The sequence below is a fragment of the Saccharolobus shibatae B12 genome (assembly GCF_019175345.1).
GTDB classification, from domain to species: Archaea; Thermoproteota; Thermoprotei_A; order Sulfolobales; family Sulfolobaceae; genus Saccharolobus; species Saccharolobus shibatae.
Genome location: NZ_CP077717.1, coordinates 1,522,461 through 1,541,488 on the forward strand (window position 1 = coordinate 1,522,461; position 19,028 = coordinate 1,541,488).

Consider the following 19,028-nt stretch of genomic DNA (forward strand, 5'->3'; position numbering starts at 1 on the left):
TATAACTAAATAAAAATGCGGATTAATCCTAGAAGGAATTGAAAGCGGTGAAAATTATAAGTGAAAAGCCTGAAATGTTTATAGATTAATCCTAGAAGGAATTGAAAGTACACATATCCCAATTTCACTGGGAAATATTGTATTTTGATTAATCCTAGAAGGAATTGAAAGATGCCGAAAGTACCAGAACTACTTCCTAAGTTTGTGAAGATTAATCCTAGAAGGAATTGAAAGCATTACCGTTGGTAATAAACATAGTAAGAGTATATGGAATAATCCTAGAAGGAATTGAAAGACGAATTTCATAATTCTCCTCCATGCATAATACTGGTACGAATAATCCTAGAAGGAATTGAAAGTAAAATTTATAAGTGTAATAAGCCATTTTGTCATTCGAATAATCCTAGAAGGAATTGAAAGGCATATTGAGATTGTGAAATATTTAAACTTCCCGGAATAATCCTAGAAGGAATTGAAAGTCTGCTTTTTCAAGATTCATTTTTCATCATGTTAATTTGAATAATCCTAGAAGGAATTGAAAGCCTGCCCAGTGAGGGATGTCGCTGTAAATTTGAAGTTTCCGAATAATCCTAGAAGGAATTGAAAGATTATTAACTATCTATTAACACACAAAACCAATACCAAGAATAATCCTAGAAGGAATTGAAAGAATTTTAACTATTTTTGGCGTAGCATCTAAAAAATCTAAGAATAATCCTAGAAGGAATTGAAAGACAACCTATTGTACAACCTCAAATTCATATACCGCAGAGATTAATCCTAGAAGGAATTGAAAGTTCATACTGATATCGTTTGGAAGAAGTTGGGAAACAGAATAATCCTAGAAGGAATTGAAAGGAAGATAATATTAAGCCGTCGCCAAAGTCATATTCTTTGAATAATCCTAGAAGGAATTGAAAGATTAGCTCGTTTTTAAGGAAATCCCATATCAAATCATCGTGAATAATCCTAGAAGGAATTGAAAGACTTCTTTATTTGTTATTTTATTGTTTTGCTTCTCTTCCTGAATAATCCTAGAAGGAATTGAAAGCAAAACCCCGCTTCCGAGGGACAATCCAAACCCGTCAAGAATAATCCTAGAAGGAATTGAAAGACGACCGTGTTAGCTTTGTACTTCAATTCACTCACATCCGAATAATCCTAGAAGGAATTGAAAGTGCATAGCATTTCGGGCCTCTTCCTCTTTCCAGAACTCTGAATAATCCTAGAAGGAATTGAAAGTACAATGCCTCTACGCTATCAATTCTATTACACGCTATTGAATAATCCTAGAAGGAATTGAAAGTTTTGTAGGTAATAATAGTACCCTTTTAATTCACTAGGGAATAATCCTAGAAGGAATTGAAAGCCCTTTTAATTAAAATTTTATTTTTTCAACTCTTGCGAATAATCCTAGAAGGAATTGAAAGAAATAAATTGTTAAATATATTTCATTCTTTCCTCTGGAATAATCCTAGAAGGAATTGAAAGTATTGAAGTTTAGCGATATTATTGATAATTATCATCAAGAATAATCCTAGAAGGAATTGAAAGGTCATCGAGTTGGAGCGGATTGACTTTTATTACTACGGTGAATAATCCTAGAAGGAATTGAAAGATTACTTCAAGTACCTTTGTGCCGGTTTAATTATAGAAAGATTAATCCTAGAAGGAATTGAAAGAATAAACGTTTGGAGTATAAAAAAATGAATGATTCAAGATTAATCCTAGAAGGAATTGAAAGTTTGTCGTTTTGTGGTTGAGGAGTAGTTACGTTTACGTTGATTAATCCTAAAAGGAATTGAAAGAGTTTCAGCAGTACTGTTTATACTCTGTATTGCAGTAGTTGATGTAGGATTAATCCTAGAAGGAATTGAAGGTACGCAATAGAGCCTAAGTAAAATAATCCTCTATTAGAGTGAGAAAATAGCGTTTCGTTAACCATTAAGTGGTTTTACTTCTACCTCTCCAAAGCCAATGTTCCTACTCTTTCCCACGCCGAAGTAATTTACGTAATCCAATAGCTTTCTAACGTTCTCCCTTATCTTACTGCCTTTTCTAGCACTCAACTCAAACACAGCCCATCCTACAAATCCCTTATTGGGTATGTTTCCGTAATAAGTAGTCATCGGTCTTATCCTATAGTTCACCTCTCTAAAGTAGTATAACGTCTTACTACCGGTAACTCCCACAATCTTCTTATCCATATATCTATTCCAGTGGGAGGCTATGGAGTAGAAGAGAAGTGGGACGTAAGGGAATAACACATACCTGTTCTCCTTTCTTTTCATCCTAGGCCTAGGGGGTTGTAAAAGCGTAGGCGTCTTGAAGTGAACTACGTAAAACCTGGCCTCCTCAACCATGATGTTTTCCTTTACTGAAACGTTTTCCAACTCCACGTGAAAATTAGTGTTGTAAATTTCCCTATTGACGCTCTCAGCCCTTATTACCTCCTTTACCACATCCTCCAACAGAGTATTTACGATAAAGGTGTAGGTGTTCTCTGCCTTTAGTACCACTTTACTCCTCCCGTTTGAGTACAAGGGTCTGCCTTGATCCTTTACAACAGTTATCCTCAAGGGTTTGTTCGGCTCCTTACTCTCTATAATCTTCGAGTACGTGGGGGAAAAAGGTAAGAATAACGTCCTACTGAGCTTAGAAGTGAAAGGTGGGACAATTACGTCGTTTGAGGGTTTTAATCGGAATGTAAGTGTGTAAATCACAGTATATTAAATGGATTAACGTAACTTTAAACTTAACTCGAAATAATGGCTCATAAGTATCCACGGAGAAGAGTTTTAAACGCATCATAAACGGAACTGTGACTATATCTGCCGAAAACCTAAACGAAGGAGAAATGAGTACCTAAATTATAGTCTAGAACTTTACATAATTATTTTTAAAGAGGTAATACCAAATTTACCTATGGATAAGAAAATAGCGTTCGTTAAGGATTACGGTGCCTATTTAAAGGTCGAGAAGGGGTTAATAACTTGTAAGATAAAGGATCAAGTGAAGTGGTCTATTGCCCCTACAGAACTCCACTCCATAGTCGTTCTAACGAACTCCTCCATTTCATCTGAAGTGGTAAAGGTCGCAAACGAGTACGGAATAGAAATAGTGTTCTTCAACAACCATGAACCTTATGCAAAGCTAATCCCTGCGAAATACGCCGGTTCATTTAAGGTTTGGCTGAAACAGTTAACTGCTTGGAAGAGGAGAAAAGTCCAATTCGCAAAGGCGTTTATCTACGGTAAAGTTCACAACCAATGGGTTACGTTAAGGTATTATGAGAGGAAATACGGGTATGATCTAATGAGTCAAGAGATGGATAGATTGGCTAGGGAAATCACGCTCGTTAACACCGCTGAGGATGTGATGCAAAAAGAGGCTGAGGCTGCTAAGGTTTATTGGAGGGGAGTTAAGTCTTTACTGCCTAAGTCCTTGGGATTTAAGGGGAGGAGGAAGAGGGTTAGCGATAACTTAGATCCCTTTAATAGGGCTTTGAATATAGGTTATGGAATGCTGAGGAAAGTCGTTTGGGGTGCGGTGATATCAGTTGGATTAAACCCGTACATAGGGTTTTTACACAAGTTCAGAAGTGGTAGAATATCGTTAGTGTTTGACTTAATGGAGGAGTTTAGGAGTCCCTTTGTTGATAGGAAGCTAATTGGATTGGCGAGGGAGAGTGCGGATAAGGTAACTGACTTGAAAACACTCTACTCTTTATTCTCTGACATGAAGGAGGACGAGATTTACACTCAAGCTAGGAGGTTAGTTAACGCTATACTGAATGATGAGGAATACAGACCATACCTAGCGAAGTGAAATCGTAATGCTTTACCTAATATTTTACGATATTACTGATGATAATCTTAGGAATAGGGTTGCCGAGTTCTTGAAGAAGAAGGGATTGGATAGAATACAATATAGTGTGTTTATGGGGGATTTAAACTCGTCTAGGCTTAAGGACGTCGAGGCTGGGTTGAAAATGATAGGCAATAGAAAGAAGCTTCAAGAGGATGAGAGATTTTTCATACTTATTGTTCCAATAACTGAAAACCAATTCAGAGAGAGGATTGTGATAGGTTACTCTGGAAGTGAAAGAGAGGAGAAAAGTAACGTTGTGTGGTAGAGGGATTCGGTTTCATGGTTAGTAGATTTTAAAAACTAATCAATTACTTAACTTTTATCCACTTCTCGTATTCCTCTATTATTCTGTTGTACTGATCCCCTCCCCTATTCTTGTTAGCCACAACTGTGTCAGATACCATTAACGGTCCGAGGATTATAACGTATAAGTTTTTCCACTTAATGTTCAACTTTTGAAACCAACTCTTAACGTCACTTATAGTAACCTTTTGAGGGAAATCCTTTATTTCCACACCAATTTTTCTTAGTATTTCTACAATATCATCCCTGCATTCTTCCCTCAACTCGTAAGGTGAAGGAATCCTCGTGTAATTCCCCTTCAATATCATCTCGTTTAACGTTCTACCCCCCATCCCTTGGTGATGACTCATTGCAGCCAGGGCAACTAACGGTTTTAGTTCTGAATCGCAACACTCTCGTAGGATCTTGTAAACGAGATACCCACTATAAAATTCATGGCCGAAATAGCTCCTATCGTATTGTTTAGACGTTTTACCTATGTCGTGAAGGGAAACGCCTATCTCAACACTCTTCCTCACCGTTTCCTTATCAATCCCAGTCCTATATGATATAATTGGAATGATATAGGAGAAGTTATCCCTAAAGAAATTGAGTATACCTAAACTATGTTGTTTAATCGTTTCCATTCCGTAAAATGCCCAACAAGTCATTTCTTCAACCTCAACCCAGTTTCTTCATTGTAAAGTTCTTTATCTATCTTCAGTGCGTATATTATATAGCGTTTATCTTCATCATGAAAGACTTTCCTATAATCTCTACAAGGTTTTGTTATTTCAACGCAAGTTTCCCTTACATTTACCTTATCAAGCTCTACCTTTTTCTCTGGCATGTATTCCTCTACGTAAGCGTAGACACAATCATTACCCTTAACAGCTATTTTAAGTGCCAAATCCCCGTCAAGTGGAATTAGATCCCTCTCTGAAGCTGGAGTATCATACGCTACGTTTATAACATACGAGTTAGTTAGACTACAATACCTATCAAGTAATTTTTCTAAGTCCCCTTTAGTTGCGAATAAGTTTTCCGCTATATTATCTAGCTCTTTTAATAAATTAAGGTCCCCTCTTGGAGGCTTTACAACTCTATCTACAATTTCTCCGTAACTTGAAGGTAACTTTAAGGATATGTCGTTTTTCGTACCTTCTAACTCCTTAACAGTGTTTTCAACTTCGTCTTTGTCATAGGGATAATAATTCCCGCTCTTCCATATGTAAAGTTCCCCCTTATCCTTTTCTTTATCTCTTAATAACCTACCAACTCTCTGTACAATAGAGGTTATTGGAGCTTGTTCAGTTATCATCATCTCAGAGGAAATGTTAACGCCAACCTCAATGACTTGAGTTGCAATTATAATATTGCACTCCTTTCTCAACTTCTCATCCCTATCACCTATCTTAAACCTCGAGTGTACTAAGCAAGGAGATAAATCCCTTAACTTTTCGTAAAGCATTATTGCCTTATCAACAGTGTTCACTATGACCATAATTTTCTTATCCTTATTTCTCCTAACTACTCCTAATACCTCATCCTCTTCATCAAGAAAATTAATGTTTATATTAGGGACCTTCATCTTATCCTCCACCTCTACGCTAGTGTACTTCACGCTTCCCACTTTACACTCGTAGTAACCTTCACTAACTTTCACGCAATTTCTATTTTTCACGGATTCGCCGTATTCGTTTACAACCGCCAACCTAACTACTTTTCGGTTCTCCATCATTCTGATTAGTTCCTCCTCCACGCTCCTACTAGGTGTAGCTGATGAGAGTATCATATTCACTCCAACTTTAGATAAGTGCCTAACTGCCCCTAACAGAGAGGTCCATGAATTTCCCTCATTCATTAAGTGGAACTCATCGAAGTGTACTAGAGAAGTGTATATTCCAAATCTGGGCAAATCGTAATGACCGTGATGTGAGAAAGGCTCTCCTATTGACGCCTTGTACAAGTTTAGCAAGAACGAATCGTAAGTCGTTATGATGAACTTCGCTAAGAAAAGTGGGGATTTTATGTGAGAGGGAGTGAAGGAGTATTGAACTGCGAATCTTAGTCCTCTTTCAAAAGCGGAATTCTGAATATCCCTTGCCAAAGACCTAGTAGGAACAACGTGGATTAACCTACTGAAGTTTTGAGTGGGCTTTAAGTCAATCATTTGTGCAATTTCCAAAGAAAGCGTGGTCTTTCCGTAACCAGTTGGGAACGTTAGGATGAAGTTTACGTCTTCACATTCATAATAAATTGAATTATCACGACAGTTGAGAATGTCCAAGACTTTCTGTATTCCCTTCCTCATGTGGATGAGTATACCTCCTCCATCTCGACTCTCATCTTTTCCAATGCTTCTCTTATTTTCTTAATATCCCATGAGGTGAGAGGCGATTGCTCATCCTTCAAATACGTATCCCTAGCAATCATGTATGTTACTTCTACCGGTGATAACGTACCCTTAATTCCCTCAAAGATGTAATTTGACACCTTGTTAAGTGAGTCCGGAGATTGGTTAGCTAGACTGGTGATCCTCCTTTCCACACTATCGTCATCCACTAAAGTCCAGAAGCGAATTAATGGCCTTAAAGATGTGTGTGGATTTCTCTCGTATATTTCCGCTCTATGTGTTCCCTCTTTTAATAAGAGTACTTCTTGACAACCTTGCTCATCCAACACAGTTGAGAATATAAGCAATCTACTAATGTGAGATAGTTGACCTATTAAATTTGATTGGACTCTGAGCTCTTTTTTCTTGGAGGGTTTACACATATCTGACATCACTGTGGTATCCACTAAAGCTAAAACCGTGACTTGTTCTTTAGCTGCCCTATAGCTAACTAGTTGATATTTTCCTAAACTCAACAATGACAGAATAAAGGACTGTCTATTAACTCCAATAGTTCTTTTAGACCCCTTTCCACTCCCGCTCCAGCCACCGAACCACTTTTCAGCCTCCATGATTTCCGGGAAGATTAAAGGTAAAAAGTATTCTTCATTATCCTCTTTAAAGAACTCCTCAACGTCACCGTTAAAGATCTTCTCTGCAAGGTTTACTTCGTTTGTGTAGTTCTTTTTATACGTCTTTAGCTTGTTGAATACGACTTTAAATTGGCTTAATTCGTTCTTCAAATTGTCCTTAAACTCTTCTTCCCTTTCTATATTTGCTACATCGTCATCTATATTAATCCCAACGTTTTGTAAACCTAATAGTTCACTTACCACTAGACTTCTAGCAAATAATCCCTCAGATGGGAGATTTATTTTGAATACCATCTCCCTAATCCCTCCTTAAGGGTTATCACGTATTTATCAGCCATTTTATAAACTTTGCATATGTCCCCTCTCACATCACTCTTCTTAACCTTTACTTTTCCTCCTATAAATGGAGTCTTCCTTGGGACTAAGAAATTTGAGAAAGCTCCAATACTCGGCTTACTGGAAAGCTCATACACGTTCTTTACGGGCATGTTCACTACTTCAAACTCTTCTGTATTTGTTAGACATTCTGCCGGTATATAGTATATTGTATAAATGTCCTCATCGCTGCTTTCCTCTACGTCAACTACCTTTACATCAGTTATTGTAACTAACGACTCCTTTGTACCTAATGATATTATTTGCCAACCCAATTTACTCCAGAATTCGGAATTTTCCTTATTCAGTAGTAATAATATGCTAAAATTTACGCTTTCACAGTAAACTTTTCCAAAAGCTGAAACTCCAAACCAATCACTTACGTGGTCCAAACTTCTATTCTTTGACTGTCTATATGGTACTCTCTCCTCCCTCAAGAGATCTGAATAGGGCATTAGCATATGTTCCTCAGTACCGTAAGTAACCCAGAAGAGATCAGATGAGAATTTATCTATGAACTCCTTAGTACAAGAAACGTTGTTCTTAACAGCGTAATCAGTACAGTAACCTCTACTTAACGCACCCAAAATAGTAGTTATGGGAGGAACGATATAAGAACTTCCACCTGCGGAAGTTCTGGGAACTCTAACTGAAAAACCCCAATGGTGAATACCGAAAATAACAACACCTTTCATCTACATTACCGTAAACGCATCTATCGGCGTGTTGACGTTACCTTTCTCCTCCTTTAGATAGTACTTTACTACGGGTCGTTTAATATTCAACACTTTAGCGAAGGAATCAGTTGTGGAGTTAACAAGGTCTATGTATTTCTTAATGTCTCCAGTTACGGGCGGTAGATTGAAAGGCTTCTCTGAAGCGCTAACAAATAAGGCCTCTATCTCCACTATGGGCTTAAATCTAGTCAACTTTGCGCCAAATAGGAATTGCGTTAAAGTTATCATTAAGGCATCCAATGCAACCTTTTCCCTATCCTTTTTCTTATCAACTTCCTTTACGGGATAATTTTGTGTCTTTCCTATACTGTTAACGTTCAAATAACCTGTAAGCACATAAGATGCGCTCGCGGTTTCGATATTATATAGGGATTGAATATTCTCGTTCTTGTATTTATCCATTAGTTCCTTATTAGCATACCTAACGTGAAATTGGGAAGATATTGTTGAAGCTTTAACTGCATCTATTGCAGGAACCATGTAACTAAAGGCTATATTTGAAGTTCTCTTAACTAGCTTGTTTGGATTCATGAATCCTGCAACGTCCTCGACTACATCCTCATCAATAACGCAGAGTTCGTAATCCGACCCTTTTTTATCATCACATTTAGTACCTTCATGAACCTTATCGTCAGAACCCCTCTTTATCAATATTCCCTGCTTAGCTAAATTATCTACTGGTAGATTTCTTTGAAGTGCTAATTCGACTAGATTCATTTGATACCCATGTGCTATCATTTCTCCACTAACCGCTGGCACATATGTTACCGTGTAGGAGTCCTTTTCCTTAAAGACTAATGGAGCCCTCCTATGCCTTACGTAGTTCCCTGCAGACTCTACGTTATTTAGATCTTCCACGTTTACCAAATACCTAACGGAAAAGGATATCCACATAATTATTCACCTCCAACTGCAAGTGAGGCTAAAACTCGAGCGTATTGAATATTTGAATCTAATTTATCAAAAAATTCCTTTATAATTGACTCATTAGGTGTAATAAGTGTAGCGTACTTATCATTTACAACAAGAGGGGAAATACAGTACTCACTAGATTTATCAATCTTGTAAATTGTATATCGATAAATATTGGGGAAGTTTTGGGGGATCTCCTCCCTCTTAGCTACAACTAGACAAGGGGCTTGAGTGGTTACCGGATTTTTCGGATCATCATTAATAACAATGCTTCTACTAGATGAAGAGGAAGTATAAGAAACGAATTCCCTCAATGCTTCTGACAACACATCCTTTATTTGCTTCGGATCAATGGAATATATTAAGGGGTCTATGTAGCCAAACCTCCTAAGCACAACGTAGAACCTCAACATCTTTATTAATGCCCAAAACCTTTTCGAGATAGTTTCCGCAACTGGTTCTGACACTTCCATAGGAAATCACTTGTATTTTCCAGTATTTAAATATTGCCCATTATTTAAACGTTTTGTATTACGAAAAGAAACTTCACATTTTACGATAAATATGTTACGTTATTTTTTCCTATGCGCGAAAAAGTATAGATAAATATATTTACGCAAATCTCATAAGCTCATTAAATAACATGCAGAACATCAAGTAGTAAAATAAACTTGATTAAAGGATAGAAGGAATTAAAGTAAAAAGGATTTTTCTCAATCCTAATGCGAAAAAATGTAAGTGCCACAAGATAGGTGATATCAATCCAAGTGCTAAAGAAATTTCGTCTCCCTTAAAGCACTTATAACCGACAAATATTCCGGAGAAGTAAACTAGATAGCAGTTGTTGTTCTACTTTAACGTAGCTTAAAGATTTTCATTGAACCTAGTGCATCAACCAAACATATCTCAACTAACCTGAGGAGTTTCTCCTCATATTTTTAATTAACCAAACGCTAGACTAAAAACTTTATCGGCAGTACTGAAAATCTTATATTACCGAGGAAAATTAGAACAACTGGTATTGATAGCGAGAAATCATATAAATTGTAAGATAGAAAATTCTAGACTTTTATGTATAATAATAATATCATGAGAAAAGTTAAAACATTGTAACAATTTAATACTCTCTAGGCAAATTAACTGGGGAGTATATCAGCCTAAACTTAAAGTTACTTAAATCATTCTTTAGTTACTCTGTACTTCAACACTATACGTCATTTACTTCCATTGCCAAAGGCTACAATTAAATTAACAGCTCAACTCAAAACTCCGGTACACTAAAAAAGTACAACCGTGGTACGCTCTGTCCTAGCGTTATTTTTCCAACACTTAGAAAACCACTTAAACCTCTTTTTTACCAAATTCTTTTCAAATTGTATTACGCCAATTTTTCCTTTACACATCTAACGATATAATTATCGGCTATAATAGTAGCCCTTTTTCAAATATTACGTGAAGTCTCAAACAGAGCTTTCAAGGAATTAACGTTTATGAATATACGCTGTATTTCTCCCTACATGGATCCAAGAACGTACTAAAATCTAACAATAGGCCATCCTTTCTTGCCGCGATTATATACCTAATATTTCTATTTTTAGAAAAATATTATAGTCTTAGCCTTAGATGACATCAAATCGCAGAAGTAACTTACACACTGCCCCTTGTTATAAACTGACAATGCCTTACCCTTCAGTTCCTCATACCTCCTATTCATTCTAATGTAATCGTCTTGATCAATAACAGTTGTAACCAGGTGCGCCCCAACATCCCTTGCTGTCAATACTGCAGCTGCAGTAATTGCCTTTCTTCCTCCAGAGAAGTCCAAATAATCTCCAGTACTCAAAACCTTCCTAACACTTTCCCTAACAGTTATGAAATCCTGGGGGGATGAAATATCGTCAAACGGTAACGCTATTTCCCTAACGTTAGTGAAATCCAAACAACATAGAAGAATGGTTTTCAAGAAGTAATAGCTCTCAGTCACCTCTTCAGTCCTTATTACGACAAGCTCATTAACCTTGATTTCCTTAGCCTCAAAGGGAGCTACGTAATTTCCAGAGGTCAAGTTATCCAAAGTCTCAGCTATTCCTCCAGGAGACTTACCTAGAGTTGCGACTAGCTTTACCATAGTTGAAATGAATAAGAAGTGACTTATAAACTAGTACGCTTCCTCTCCCAACTACGTCGGAATTCACTCAACTTCTTCACGTATCTTTTAATGAAATTACCAAAAATGGGCTTTGCTGAAATTTAATTAATTTCACAAATCAGCTGAATCATTGCCTGTTCCCTAAAATGTTTCACTCTGTCTCAACTTTTACCTAGGGAAATTAACGTTATCCCCTTTTTGTATTAGCTACCTCATTGGTGGAATGCTTATCACAATACTTAAATAGGATAATAAAGAGAAGAAGGCTTTTGTATATTAAGGAAAAGCCAGTTTTACCCAATAATATTCTTTTTCCTATCAATAATTCGATTGTGTGTATATATCTTCAAATATCGATCCGTTTTGGTATACTTTTTCTTAATCAACGTAAACTCTAATTACAAACGCCAATCGCGTTGGGCAATTAAGGTCTCTTTTGCGGATTGTAATTCATAAAAATAAGGTGGATACGATAAAGTAAACTACTTAGCGTTGATCACAATCTAGTCTGTGTAGTGGTATTTAATTAAATTCATTACAATTCTTTAAATAAACTGGATTCGCAAAGGATGCGTTAATGAAACCCTTTTTTCTCTCAATCAACATAAGCTAAATTTCCCTTTATTTTAGGTTTACAATAGATGAAAAATCCGCAATTATGGCACTTCCTCGCGTCTTGAACAACCCTCACCTTACCGTTTATGGCATCCCTTATCTTACTCAAAACCTTCTCCACATACCTCTTCTCAGCGTAATTGTACTCTAACCTAACCATTTCCTTAAGGCTAACGTAATATAACAACCCCTCTTTCACGTTAATCCCATTCATGTCCATTAGGTAAAGGTAATACTTCATTTGCAACTTGTGATCATACCTCTTCCTCCCGCTCTTAACGTCGAGTGGAACCCAGTGATTTGGGTAAGTCAAAACGTAGTCCGGTGAACCGATCAAGTCCCCATACCTAAAGATCGGTTTTCCCACAACATTCAACGGTTTTAATGTGGCGTAAAGGAAGTTCATAACCTTTTCCTTCTCTACTTGCTCCCCCTCAATCATAGCCTCACTCACCCTCTCAGTAAATCCCATGCTCTCTATCCTAACTATTTGAGGGCAGTAGGCGAAGTGCTTTATCGTAATGCCACTTATTGTCATTAATACATTAAGGGTGGCAAACCTTATAAAACATGCAATCCCTCTCACAATCCTTAGCTATCCCCGGATCCACACCCTTATCCATTATGTCTTGAGCCTTATCCCTCATGTCCAAGAACTCACTCCTCAAGGAGTCTGAAATGGGAATCAGCTTACAGTTATTCCTAACCTCCTTTTCAGTCACAGTAACGTAACACAAGTAACCAAAATCAATGGGTATCTCGTACTGGCTTTCAATTGCCAAAGCGTATCCTGCAAGGGACAACTCGTGGGTGTATTTGTATTTCCCAGTCTTCATTTCCGCTATTAGGGGAAGGTGAGGAATAAAAGCGTCAACCCTTAAATTGGTTAGGCCCAGAAGGGAACCATCAACCGGAAACTCAACGTAAAACGGTACAACTTGGGAGACCAAGGAATCCCTAGTCAAGTTAGTGAACTTACTCCTAACCCTATCCAGTTCAGCCGAGTAAATGCTTATAATGTGATCCCATAAGATCTTTGCGTAAATCCCTTCTTCCTCCTTTAAGTCCTTAAGTAGAGAGTAAAACTCATCTCCCATTAGCGTTCTCAGAGTACTCCCATCAACGTTTTCCCTTGAATAAATAAAGCGCTTAACTGCTTCTATGCCAATAGCGTAAACCGTGTGGATAAGTGAACCTTGAAGTATTTGCCTACCTATTTCTCCCCTAAAGCCCTTTACCTTAAGGTAAACGTTTCTCAGAGTACTACAGTAAACCATTTCGGAAATTGATACTTGGGAAAGGGATCTAGTGTAAACTGGTGGTTCGCTCCAATTCCATCCCCTCAGCTCCTCATCCACGTTTTTAGGTAACTTCTTTATCCTCTTTGAAAGCAACAGTATATCTGAATGAGTAAAGAACACATATATAGATAGACAATGCAAACTAATAACTCTTTTATCCTAAGTAACTTTTATCGTAACGTACCACAAAAAGGCTACCTACTGTTTCCATATCTCCCTAAAATTCCCTTGTTTTAATTTGATGGAATTTTCTTTGTAAGATTAATCATAAGTTGATATCCCCATTATCAAACAATGGTAAGTAATTAGTTTGAAGAAGTGTAAAATATACTTAGTCGTTAGGGAACTAGTAAGTTGCTGATTCTCGACGTGAAGCACTTGAACATTTACAAATATCCTTCGTTCTAGGGAGACTACTATCCTTAAATCTCAACCATCTCCTTTATCGATAGGCTAAATCTCATTATACTTGCTTATAGTCTAAAGGGCAACGACATTTCTAAAATTACACAAAAACCTTATATTGGGGAGAAAGTCTTGCCCTTTAAAGTCTCAGAAAGTATAAATTTTATCGTACGAGAGTTTAGTAAATCCTGCTTAAGGAAATTCAACTTTTAAAATTCATGAATAAACCATCCCTACAAGAAAATTTATATTTCTATGTGTAGATTAAAAAAATAACCACAAGAGGATTCCTTATTTTTTAATCAGTATTAATATTATATTTGTTTAAAAAGTTTTCACCAATACATTTCTGGATTAGTCGTGGAATTAACGTGATTATAAGTCTTTTTAAAAGGATAACTATACGATAGAATGAAAAACAATTATACTAAGAAGCGCATTTACTAAATTATTGCTTATCATCCGTAACGATTTTAGAGATGTAGAATAACTAAGATGTTACCTAAAAGTTCGTTTTCATTAAGTAATTTAAAAGTGTGAAGGTTCGAGTCTCAATGCGACCAAAACGAATCTTTCTATAATAATTGAACGCTTATAAATGATGGGGTATATTTCAATTTAACATAAAATCCTTGCGACCAGAAATTGTTAAATTAATTACAACTAAAATTGGTCGCATGAAGAGTAAAGGATAGTCATGAAAATTTATAAGTGAGAAAGGAGAAAAGAAAGATAAGAAGTATAAAAACACAACAGAATAATCCTAGAAGGAATTGAAAGACATATTCCTTGTTTTCATGTTTGGCAATTATACGTGAATAATCCTAGAAGGAATTGAAAGAATTCTGATGCTGGAATACTTATCTCCACGCCCAATACTGGGAATAATCCTAGAAGGAATTGAAAGGCGATAGCGTCAGCATTACTTGAGGATCTACAACTTGAAGAATAATCCTAGAAGGAATTGAAAGTCTCTCTGTCCAAAAATACACGTGCTGATATAATAAATTGAATAATCCTAGAAGGAATTGAAAGTTTTTCGTCCTCAAAATAATGTTGCATTTTATACACTGGAATAATCCTAGAAGGAATTGAAAGTAAATTTCCCTACTTTACCCAATGCGTTTAAATGAATGAATAATCCTAGAAGGAATTGAAAGTAAAAAAATTAGAAATCTTACATATTTAAATGCGTCAATTGAATAATCCTAGAAGGAATTGAAAGAGTATATAAAGCTTTCTATCAATTTTTACTTTAAATCTCCTGAATAATCCTAGAAGGAATTGAAAGTTTTATGAAATCTTACAATTTTATATTTATGACTCTATGAATAATCCTAGAAGGAATTGAAAGGCAAATATTGGATGCAGTTACAAATATCATAACTGGTAGCGAATAATCCTAGAAGGAATTGAAAGCTAAACTTCAATATTGTTCGCCATTCGGCTCATTAGAAGAATAATCCTAGAAGGAATTGAAAGAGAAGCATTACAGAACCTAGGAAATCTGGGATTATCATAAGAATAATCCTAGAAGGAATTGAAAGTGAAAAGATAAAAAATATTTTTTCCCTTAATCTCCACCAAGAATAATCCTAGAAGGAATTGAAAGGTAGTCAATCAGCACGGTAGCGTAGCTCAACCCTTTTCCGAATAATCCTAGAAGGAATTGAAAGGGAGCGATAGTTGCGATCGTTGGAGTAATTATACACCTGGAATAATCCTAGAAGGAATTGAAAGTTTTGTAGCACAATGTAAAGTAATAACGCGCTATTTATGAATAATCCTAGAAGGAATTGAAAGATTGGGAAAGATATGATAGACCTCACAACTGCTTTAGAACGAATAATCCTAGAAGGAATTGAAAGTTGACAATTTTTTCGTTCGTAATTTCCTTCTCAGATGAATAATCCTAGAAGGAATTGAAAGCCTATTATACTCCCCGCTTGCTCTATTTTAATTAAGTAGAATAATCCTAGAAGGAATTGAAAGAAGGACAGTGGCGAGCTTAATATAATATTGTATACTAAACACCGAATAATCCTAGAAGGAATTGAAAGGTGATATAGCGAATTGGAGGGTCTTAATGAGGAAGGACGAATAATCCTAGAAGGAATTGAAAGTTCCTCACGTTTTACGTCAACGTAATGGATTACGGCACAGGAATAATCCTAGAAGGAATTGAAAGTCAACAGGGATTAAAGTTAGGTGGAGGAGCTTCAAAAGGAATAATCCTAGAAGGAATTGAAAGTTTTTTCAAAGAGAGAAGGATCTTTCGCAATTATGAATAATCCTAGAAGGAATTGAAAGAGATAGTAAGTCTGAAATTTTAGTGAACTAGATGTCGAGAATAATCCTAGAAGGAATTGAAAGTAATTATTTTTGAGATTGGCTTATTTGCATTCTTTGGAATAATCCTAGAAGGAATTGAAAGATCTAGCCATCCGGTATCGAGCGAGAAGCCTGAGTTTATTGAATAATCCTAGAAGGAATTGAAAGAAAAAACATTACAACATTAACAACTTAATAAATCTAGAACGAATAATCCTAGAAGGAATTGAAAGTTCCTGATATTGCAATTGAAATAGCTGAAGTAAAAGATGGAATAATCCTAGAAGGAATTGAAAGACACCACCCTTATACTCACTATATTGTTACTCCCCGTCCTGAATAATCCTAGAAGGAATTGAAAGTTTATCGTTTTTATGTTTTTGATTGCTTTCTCTAATTCGAATAATCCTAGAAGGAATTGAAAGGGAGGGTTTGTATCTAATATTATGTGCCATCTTTGAATAATCCTAGAAGGAATTGAAAGATGCACGGAAGAAGATGAAAGGGAAGGCCTAACACCGAGAAGGAATAATCCTAGAAGGAATTGAAAGATACATTTACATTAGGAGTATTTTCTACACTGACGAATAATCCTAGAAGGAATTGAAAGACCCTAGCTTTTATTTGCTCATCTTTTTCACTTTTTACCGAATAATCCTAGAAGGAATTGAAAGGCTTATAAATGCAGCTTTTTCGGAAAAAGGAGGATTACAATGAATAATCCTAGAAGGAATTGAAAGTTTCTCATATGACGCCCTTATCATTGCCTTAGTTATAATGAATAATCCTAGAAGGAATTGAAAGATAAAGCAATGAAAGAACTCGGAGGTAGGTTTATTCTGAGAATAATCCTAGAAGGAATTGAAAGATTCTATATGGCACTTTCTGCTTTACGCCCCAAACATGAATAATCCTAGAAGGAATTGAAAGCAGTTTTAGAGCAAAACCATGTTAGCCACCTTAAAGTGTGAATAATCCTAGAAGGAATTGAAAGATATGTTTAATGGATCCAACAACAAACGATTATGATTTTGAATAATCCTAGAAGGAATTGAAAGTAAATCAGGCGAGCCAACAACAATCACAGGGAGGAGGGGGAATAATCCTAGAAGGAATTGAAAGCACCATGACGACCGCTCTTACTTGTGTGTAGATGTGCCTGAATAATCCTAGAAGGAATTGAAAGCACCACCTTCTAAATTTGAAAATCGCATATAAAACTCTGAATAATCCTAGAAGGAATTGAAAGCAATTTTGAGGAACAAAAAGATGGCGCAGATCTTCAGAATAATCCTAGAAGGAATTGAAAGCAAGTAGGTACAATGTTATCAATATTTTCAGTAAATGGAGAATAATCCTAGAAGGAATTGAAAGCGTTTATATATTCGGCAGTTAACGTAACATTACCAGCACTGTGAATAATCCTAGAAGGAATTGAAAGTATAGTAATCTCTTTATTGCGTCAACTCTTTTAGTTGTAGCGAATAATCCTAGAAGGAATTGAAAGTATAAAATCGCTTCCACGTGCTAATTCTACTGTAATTTTTGAATAATCCTAGAAGGAATTGAAAGCTAGAGAAAAAGTTAGGCATAAAAAAATAAGCATAAAAAGAATAATCCTAGAAGGAATTGAAAGTTATACATTATCATTTTTATCTTATAATTTTCAAAGAATAATCCTAGAAGGAATTGAAAGACTAAAAGAGATAACACGTTTGAGTTAACTCTTTTGTTGTGAATAATCCTAGAAGGAATTGAAAGTGAGTTTGGGTTGAATTTGGTTGGTTTACGGACATAGGGAATAATCCTAGAAGGAATTGAAAGTAACTTGCAGTTAAGATAGCAAACGCTTCTTCATAACGAATAATCCTAGAAGGAATTGAAAGTAAAGGATGGCAAAATTGATTGGGATGGTTTAGCTCAAAGAATAATCCTAGAAGGAATTGAAAGAACTGCCATGATATACTTTCATACATTGACTCAGAAATGAATAATCCTAGAAGGAATTGAAAGAATTTTCTCATCTTCTTCCAAGGCAAGCGCAAAAGCTAAGAATAATCCTAGAAGGAATTGAAAGCTGGTGTCAAGCCTTCAAAAAACTTCCAATAGGGCTTGAATAATCCTAGAAGGAATTGAAAGTTTATGAAGGAAAAAAGCGCGGTTAAGAATTACTTAGAATAATCCTAGAAGGAATTGAAAGTTTAGTTTTCGCTAAAACTGATGAACCAGTATCTAGACGAATAATCCTAGAAGGAATTGAAAGTATATCCAAATACCAATTAAAACTTCTTTCGGCATCTTGAATAATCCTAGAAGGAATTGAAAGAAAATGAAATTTGTGCCAAAACACCATGGTTCAATGTAGGATAATCCTAGAAGGAATTGAAAGAATTAATCCACATGAACATGTCTTGTTAACGACGCTAGGAATAATCCTAGAAGGAATTGAAAGTAAATTTTATGAAAATTTCTTTATTTATTCTAGTTGACGAATAATCCTAGAAGGAATTGAAAGTTGACCCAACATATATTACACAAACCGGGCAGTATATCAAGAATAATCCTAGAAGGAATTGAAAGTTATAGAAATTATGAAAATAAGTACAATTGTATCTACCAGAAGGAATAATCCTAGAAGGAATTGAAAGTGCAAGGATTACAGCACCATCCGGCAGACTGTTAAGCTCTGAATAATCCTAGAAGGAATTGAAAGTTTTAAGATTTCTAATCCAACTCTATAGGTTGTAAATTAGAATAATCCTAGAAGGAATTGAAAGACGTCATGAGTAACAGTAATTATTTTTTGAATGACCCATGAATAATCCTAGAAGGAATTGAAAGTATTGGCTAAATCCTGCACAAACAAGTTATACAACAAATGAATAATCCTAGAAGGAATTGAAAGCCATTAAACGACATCTTTACCGTGAACATTAATTTATCGAATAATCCTAGAAGGAATTGAAAGTATGATTTATCTACTGGCTTTTAGTATAATTTCTAAGAATAATCCTAGAAGGAATTGAAAGGGACAAATATTGGACTTGGACACACTCATGTTGA

At 35.8% G+C, this 19,028-nt stretch carries 12 protein-coding genes, 1 pseudogene and 2 CRISPR repeat arrays (2 of these 15 cut by a window edge); of the genes and pseudogenes, 2 read left to right on the top strand and 11 right to left on the bottom strand.

What is annotated here, in order from left to right; genetic code table 11:
• A CRISPR array of direct repeats spans positions 1–1,880; the repeat unit is 25 nt; unit sequence GAATAATCCTAGAAGGAATTGAAAG; it begins 3,802 nt to the left of the window's first position.
• Between the two features lie 57 nt (positions 1,881–1,937).
• Complete coding sequence (cas6, locus tag J5U23_RS08265; protein WP_218265837.1) at positions 1,938–2,723, bottom strand: CRISPR-associated endoribonuclease Cas6; 786 nt, start codon at positions 2,721–2,723, stop codon at positions 1,938–1,940.
• Between the two features lie 202 nt (positions 2,724–2,925).
• On the opposite strand from cas6, the gene cas1 reads away from it, so the two are divergent.
• Both cas1 and cas2 read left to right on the top strand, forming a co-directional pair.
• The gene (gene cas1 / locus J5U23_RS08270; protein WP_218265838.1) at positions 2,926–3,828 is read left to right on the top strand and encodes a CRISPR-associated endonuclease Cas1; all 903 of its coding nucleotides are present in this window, start codon (positions 2,926–2,928) and stop codon (positions 3,826–3,828) included.
• A gap of 1 nt (position 3,829) precedes the next feature.
• Complete coding sequence (gene cas2, locus J5U23_RS08275) at positions 3,830–4,135, top strand: CRISPR-associated endonuclease Cas2 (protein WP_218267520.1); 306 nt, start codon at positions 3,830–3,832, stop codon at positions 4,133–4,135.
• A gap of 43 nt (positions 4,136–4,178) precedes the next feature.
• Here the strand turns inward: cas2 and J5U23_RS08280 are convergent, their stop codons facing one another.
• The 10 genes and pseudogenes from J5U23_RS08280 to cas4a all read right to left on the bottom strand — a co-directional run bounded on the left by J5U23_RS08280 (position 4,179) and on the right by cas4a (position 13,349).
• Positions 4,179–4,823 carry a CRISPR-associated endonuclease Cas3'' gene (locus J5U23_RS08280; RefSeq protein ID WP_218265839.1) on the bottom strand — a complete coding sequence of 215 codons (645 nt, stop codon included), beginning with the start codon at positions 4,821–4,823 and terminating at the stop codon, positions 4,179–4,181.
• Positions 4,820–6,466 carry a CRISPR-associated helicase Cas3' gene (cas3, locus tag J5U23_RS08285; RefSeq protein WP_218265840.1) on the bottom strand — a complete coding sequence of 549 codons (1,647 nt, stop codon included), beginning with the start codon at positions 6,464–6,466 and terminating at the stop codon, positions 4,820–4,822. Before cas3 ends, J5U23_RS08280 begins: the two co-directional genes overlap by 4 nt.
• Complete coding sequence (locus J5U23_RS08290; protein ID WP_218265841.1) at positions 6,463–7,434, bottom strand: CRISPR-associated protein; 972 nt, start codon at positions 7,432–7,434, stop codon at positions 6,463–6,465. Before J5U23_RS08290 ends, cas3 begins: the two co-directional genes overlap by 4 nt.
• Positions 7,419–8,210: a type I-A CRISPR-associated protein Cas5a gene (gene cas5a / locus J5U23_RS08295; RefSeq protein ID WP_218257789.1), complete on the bottom strand. Its 792-nt coding sequence runs from the start codon at positions 8,208–8,210 to the stop codon at positions 7,419–7,421. Before cas5a ends, J5U23_RS08290 begins: the two co-directional genes overlap by 16 nt.
• Positions 8,211–9,146: a type I-A CRISPR-associated protein Cas7/Csa2 gene (gene cas7a / locus J5U23_RS08300; protein ID WP_218265842.1), complete on the bottom strand. Its 936-nt coding sequence runs from the start codon at positions 9,144–9,146 to the stop codon at positions 8,211–8,213. It abuts the gene before it with no gap.
• A 2-nt stretch (positions 9,147–9,148) separates the two neighbouring features.
• On the bottom strand, positions 9,149–9,637 hold the full coding sequence (gene csa5 / locus J5U23_RS08305) for a type I-A CRISPR-associated protein Csa5 (protein WP_218257791.1): 489 nt from the start codon (positions 9,635–9,637) through the stop codon (positions 9,149–9,151).
• Positions 9,638–9,839: 202 nt separating this feature from the next.
• Positions 9,840–9,989 (bottom strand): annotated as a pseudogene (locus J5U23_RS08310) (DUF1404 domain-containing protein); the annotation flags it as partial.
• Between the two features lie 769 nt (positions 9,990–10,758).
• On the bottom strand, positions 10,759–11,292 hold the full coding sequence (gene crn1, locus J5U23_RS08315; RefSeq protein WP_218265843.1) for a CRISPR-associated ring nuclease Crn1: 534 nt from the start codon (positions 11,290–11,292) through the stop codon (positions 10,759–10,761).
• Between the two features lie 616 nt (positions 11,293–11,908).
• Positions 11,909–12,466 (bottom strand): CRISPR-associated protein Cas4, encoded by a 558-nt coding sequence (cas4, locus tag J5U23_RS08320; protein WP_218265844.1) that lies wholly within the window; start codon positions 12,464–12,466, stop codon positions 11,909–11,911.
• 7 nt (positions 12,467–12,473) lie between these two features.
• Positions 12,474–13,349 carry a type I-A CRISPR-associated protein Cas4/Csa1 gene (gene cas4a / locus J5U23_RS08325; protein WP_218265845.1) on the bottom strand — a complete coding sequence of 292 codons (876 nt, stop codon included), beginning with the start codon at positions 13,347–13,349 and terminating at the stop codon, positions 12,474–12,476.
• A 1,040-nt stretch (positions 13,350–14,389) separates the two neighbouring features.
• A CRISPR array of direct repeats spans positions 14,390–19,028; the repeat unit is 25 nt; unit sequence GAATAATCCTAGAAGGAATTGAAAG; it runs 3,923 nt beyond the window's last position.

Bases quoted from the DNA above. Each gene is read 5' to 3' on its own strand.
- cas1 (WP_218265838.1), top strand. From the start codon at position 2,926: ATGGATAAGAAAATAGCGTTCGTTAAGGATTACGGTGCCTATTTAAAG.
- J5U23_RS08280 (WP_218265839.1), bottom strand. From the start codon at position 4,823: ATGACTTGTTGGGCATTTTACGGAATGGAAACGATTAAACAACATAGT.
- cas3 (WP_218265840.1), bottom strand. From the start codon at position 6,466: ATGAGGAAGGGAATACAGAAAGTCTTGGACATTCTCAACTGTCGTGAT.
- J5U23_RS08290 (WP_218265841.1), bottom strand. From the start codon at position 7,434: ATGGTATTCAAAATAAATCTCCCATCTGAGGGATTATTTGCTAGAAGT.
- cas5a (WP_218257789.1), bottom strand. From the start codon at position 8,210: ATGAAAGGTGTTGTTATTTTCGGTATTCACCATTGGGGTTTTTCAGTT.
- cas7a (WP_218265842.1), bottom strand. From the start codon at position 9,146: ATGTGGATATCCTTTTCCGTTAGGTATTTGGTAAACGTGGAAGATCTA.
- csa5 (WP_218257791.1), bottom strand. From the start codon at position 9,637: ATGGAAGTGTCAGAACCAGTTGCGGAAACTATCTCGAAAAGGTTTTGG.
- crn1 (WP_218265843.1), bottom strand. From the start codon at position 11,292: ATGGTAAAGCTAGTCGCAACTCTAGGTAAGTCTCCTGGAGGAATAGCT.
- cas4 (WP_218265844.1), bottom strand. From the start codon at position 12,466: ATGACAATAAGTGGCATTACGATAAAGCACTTCGCCTACTGCCCTCAA.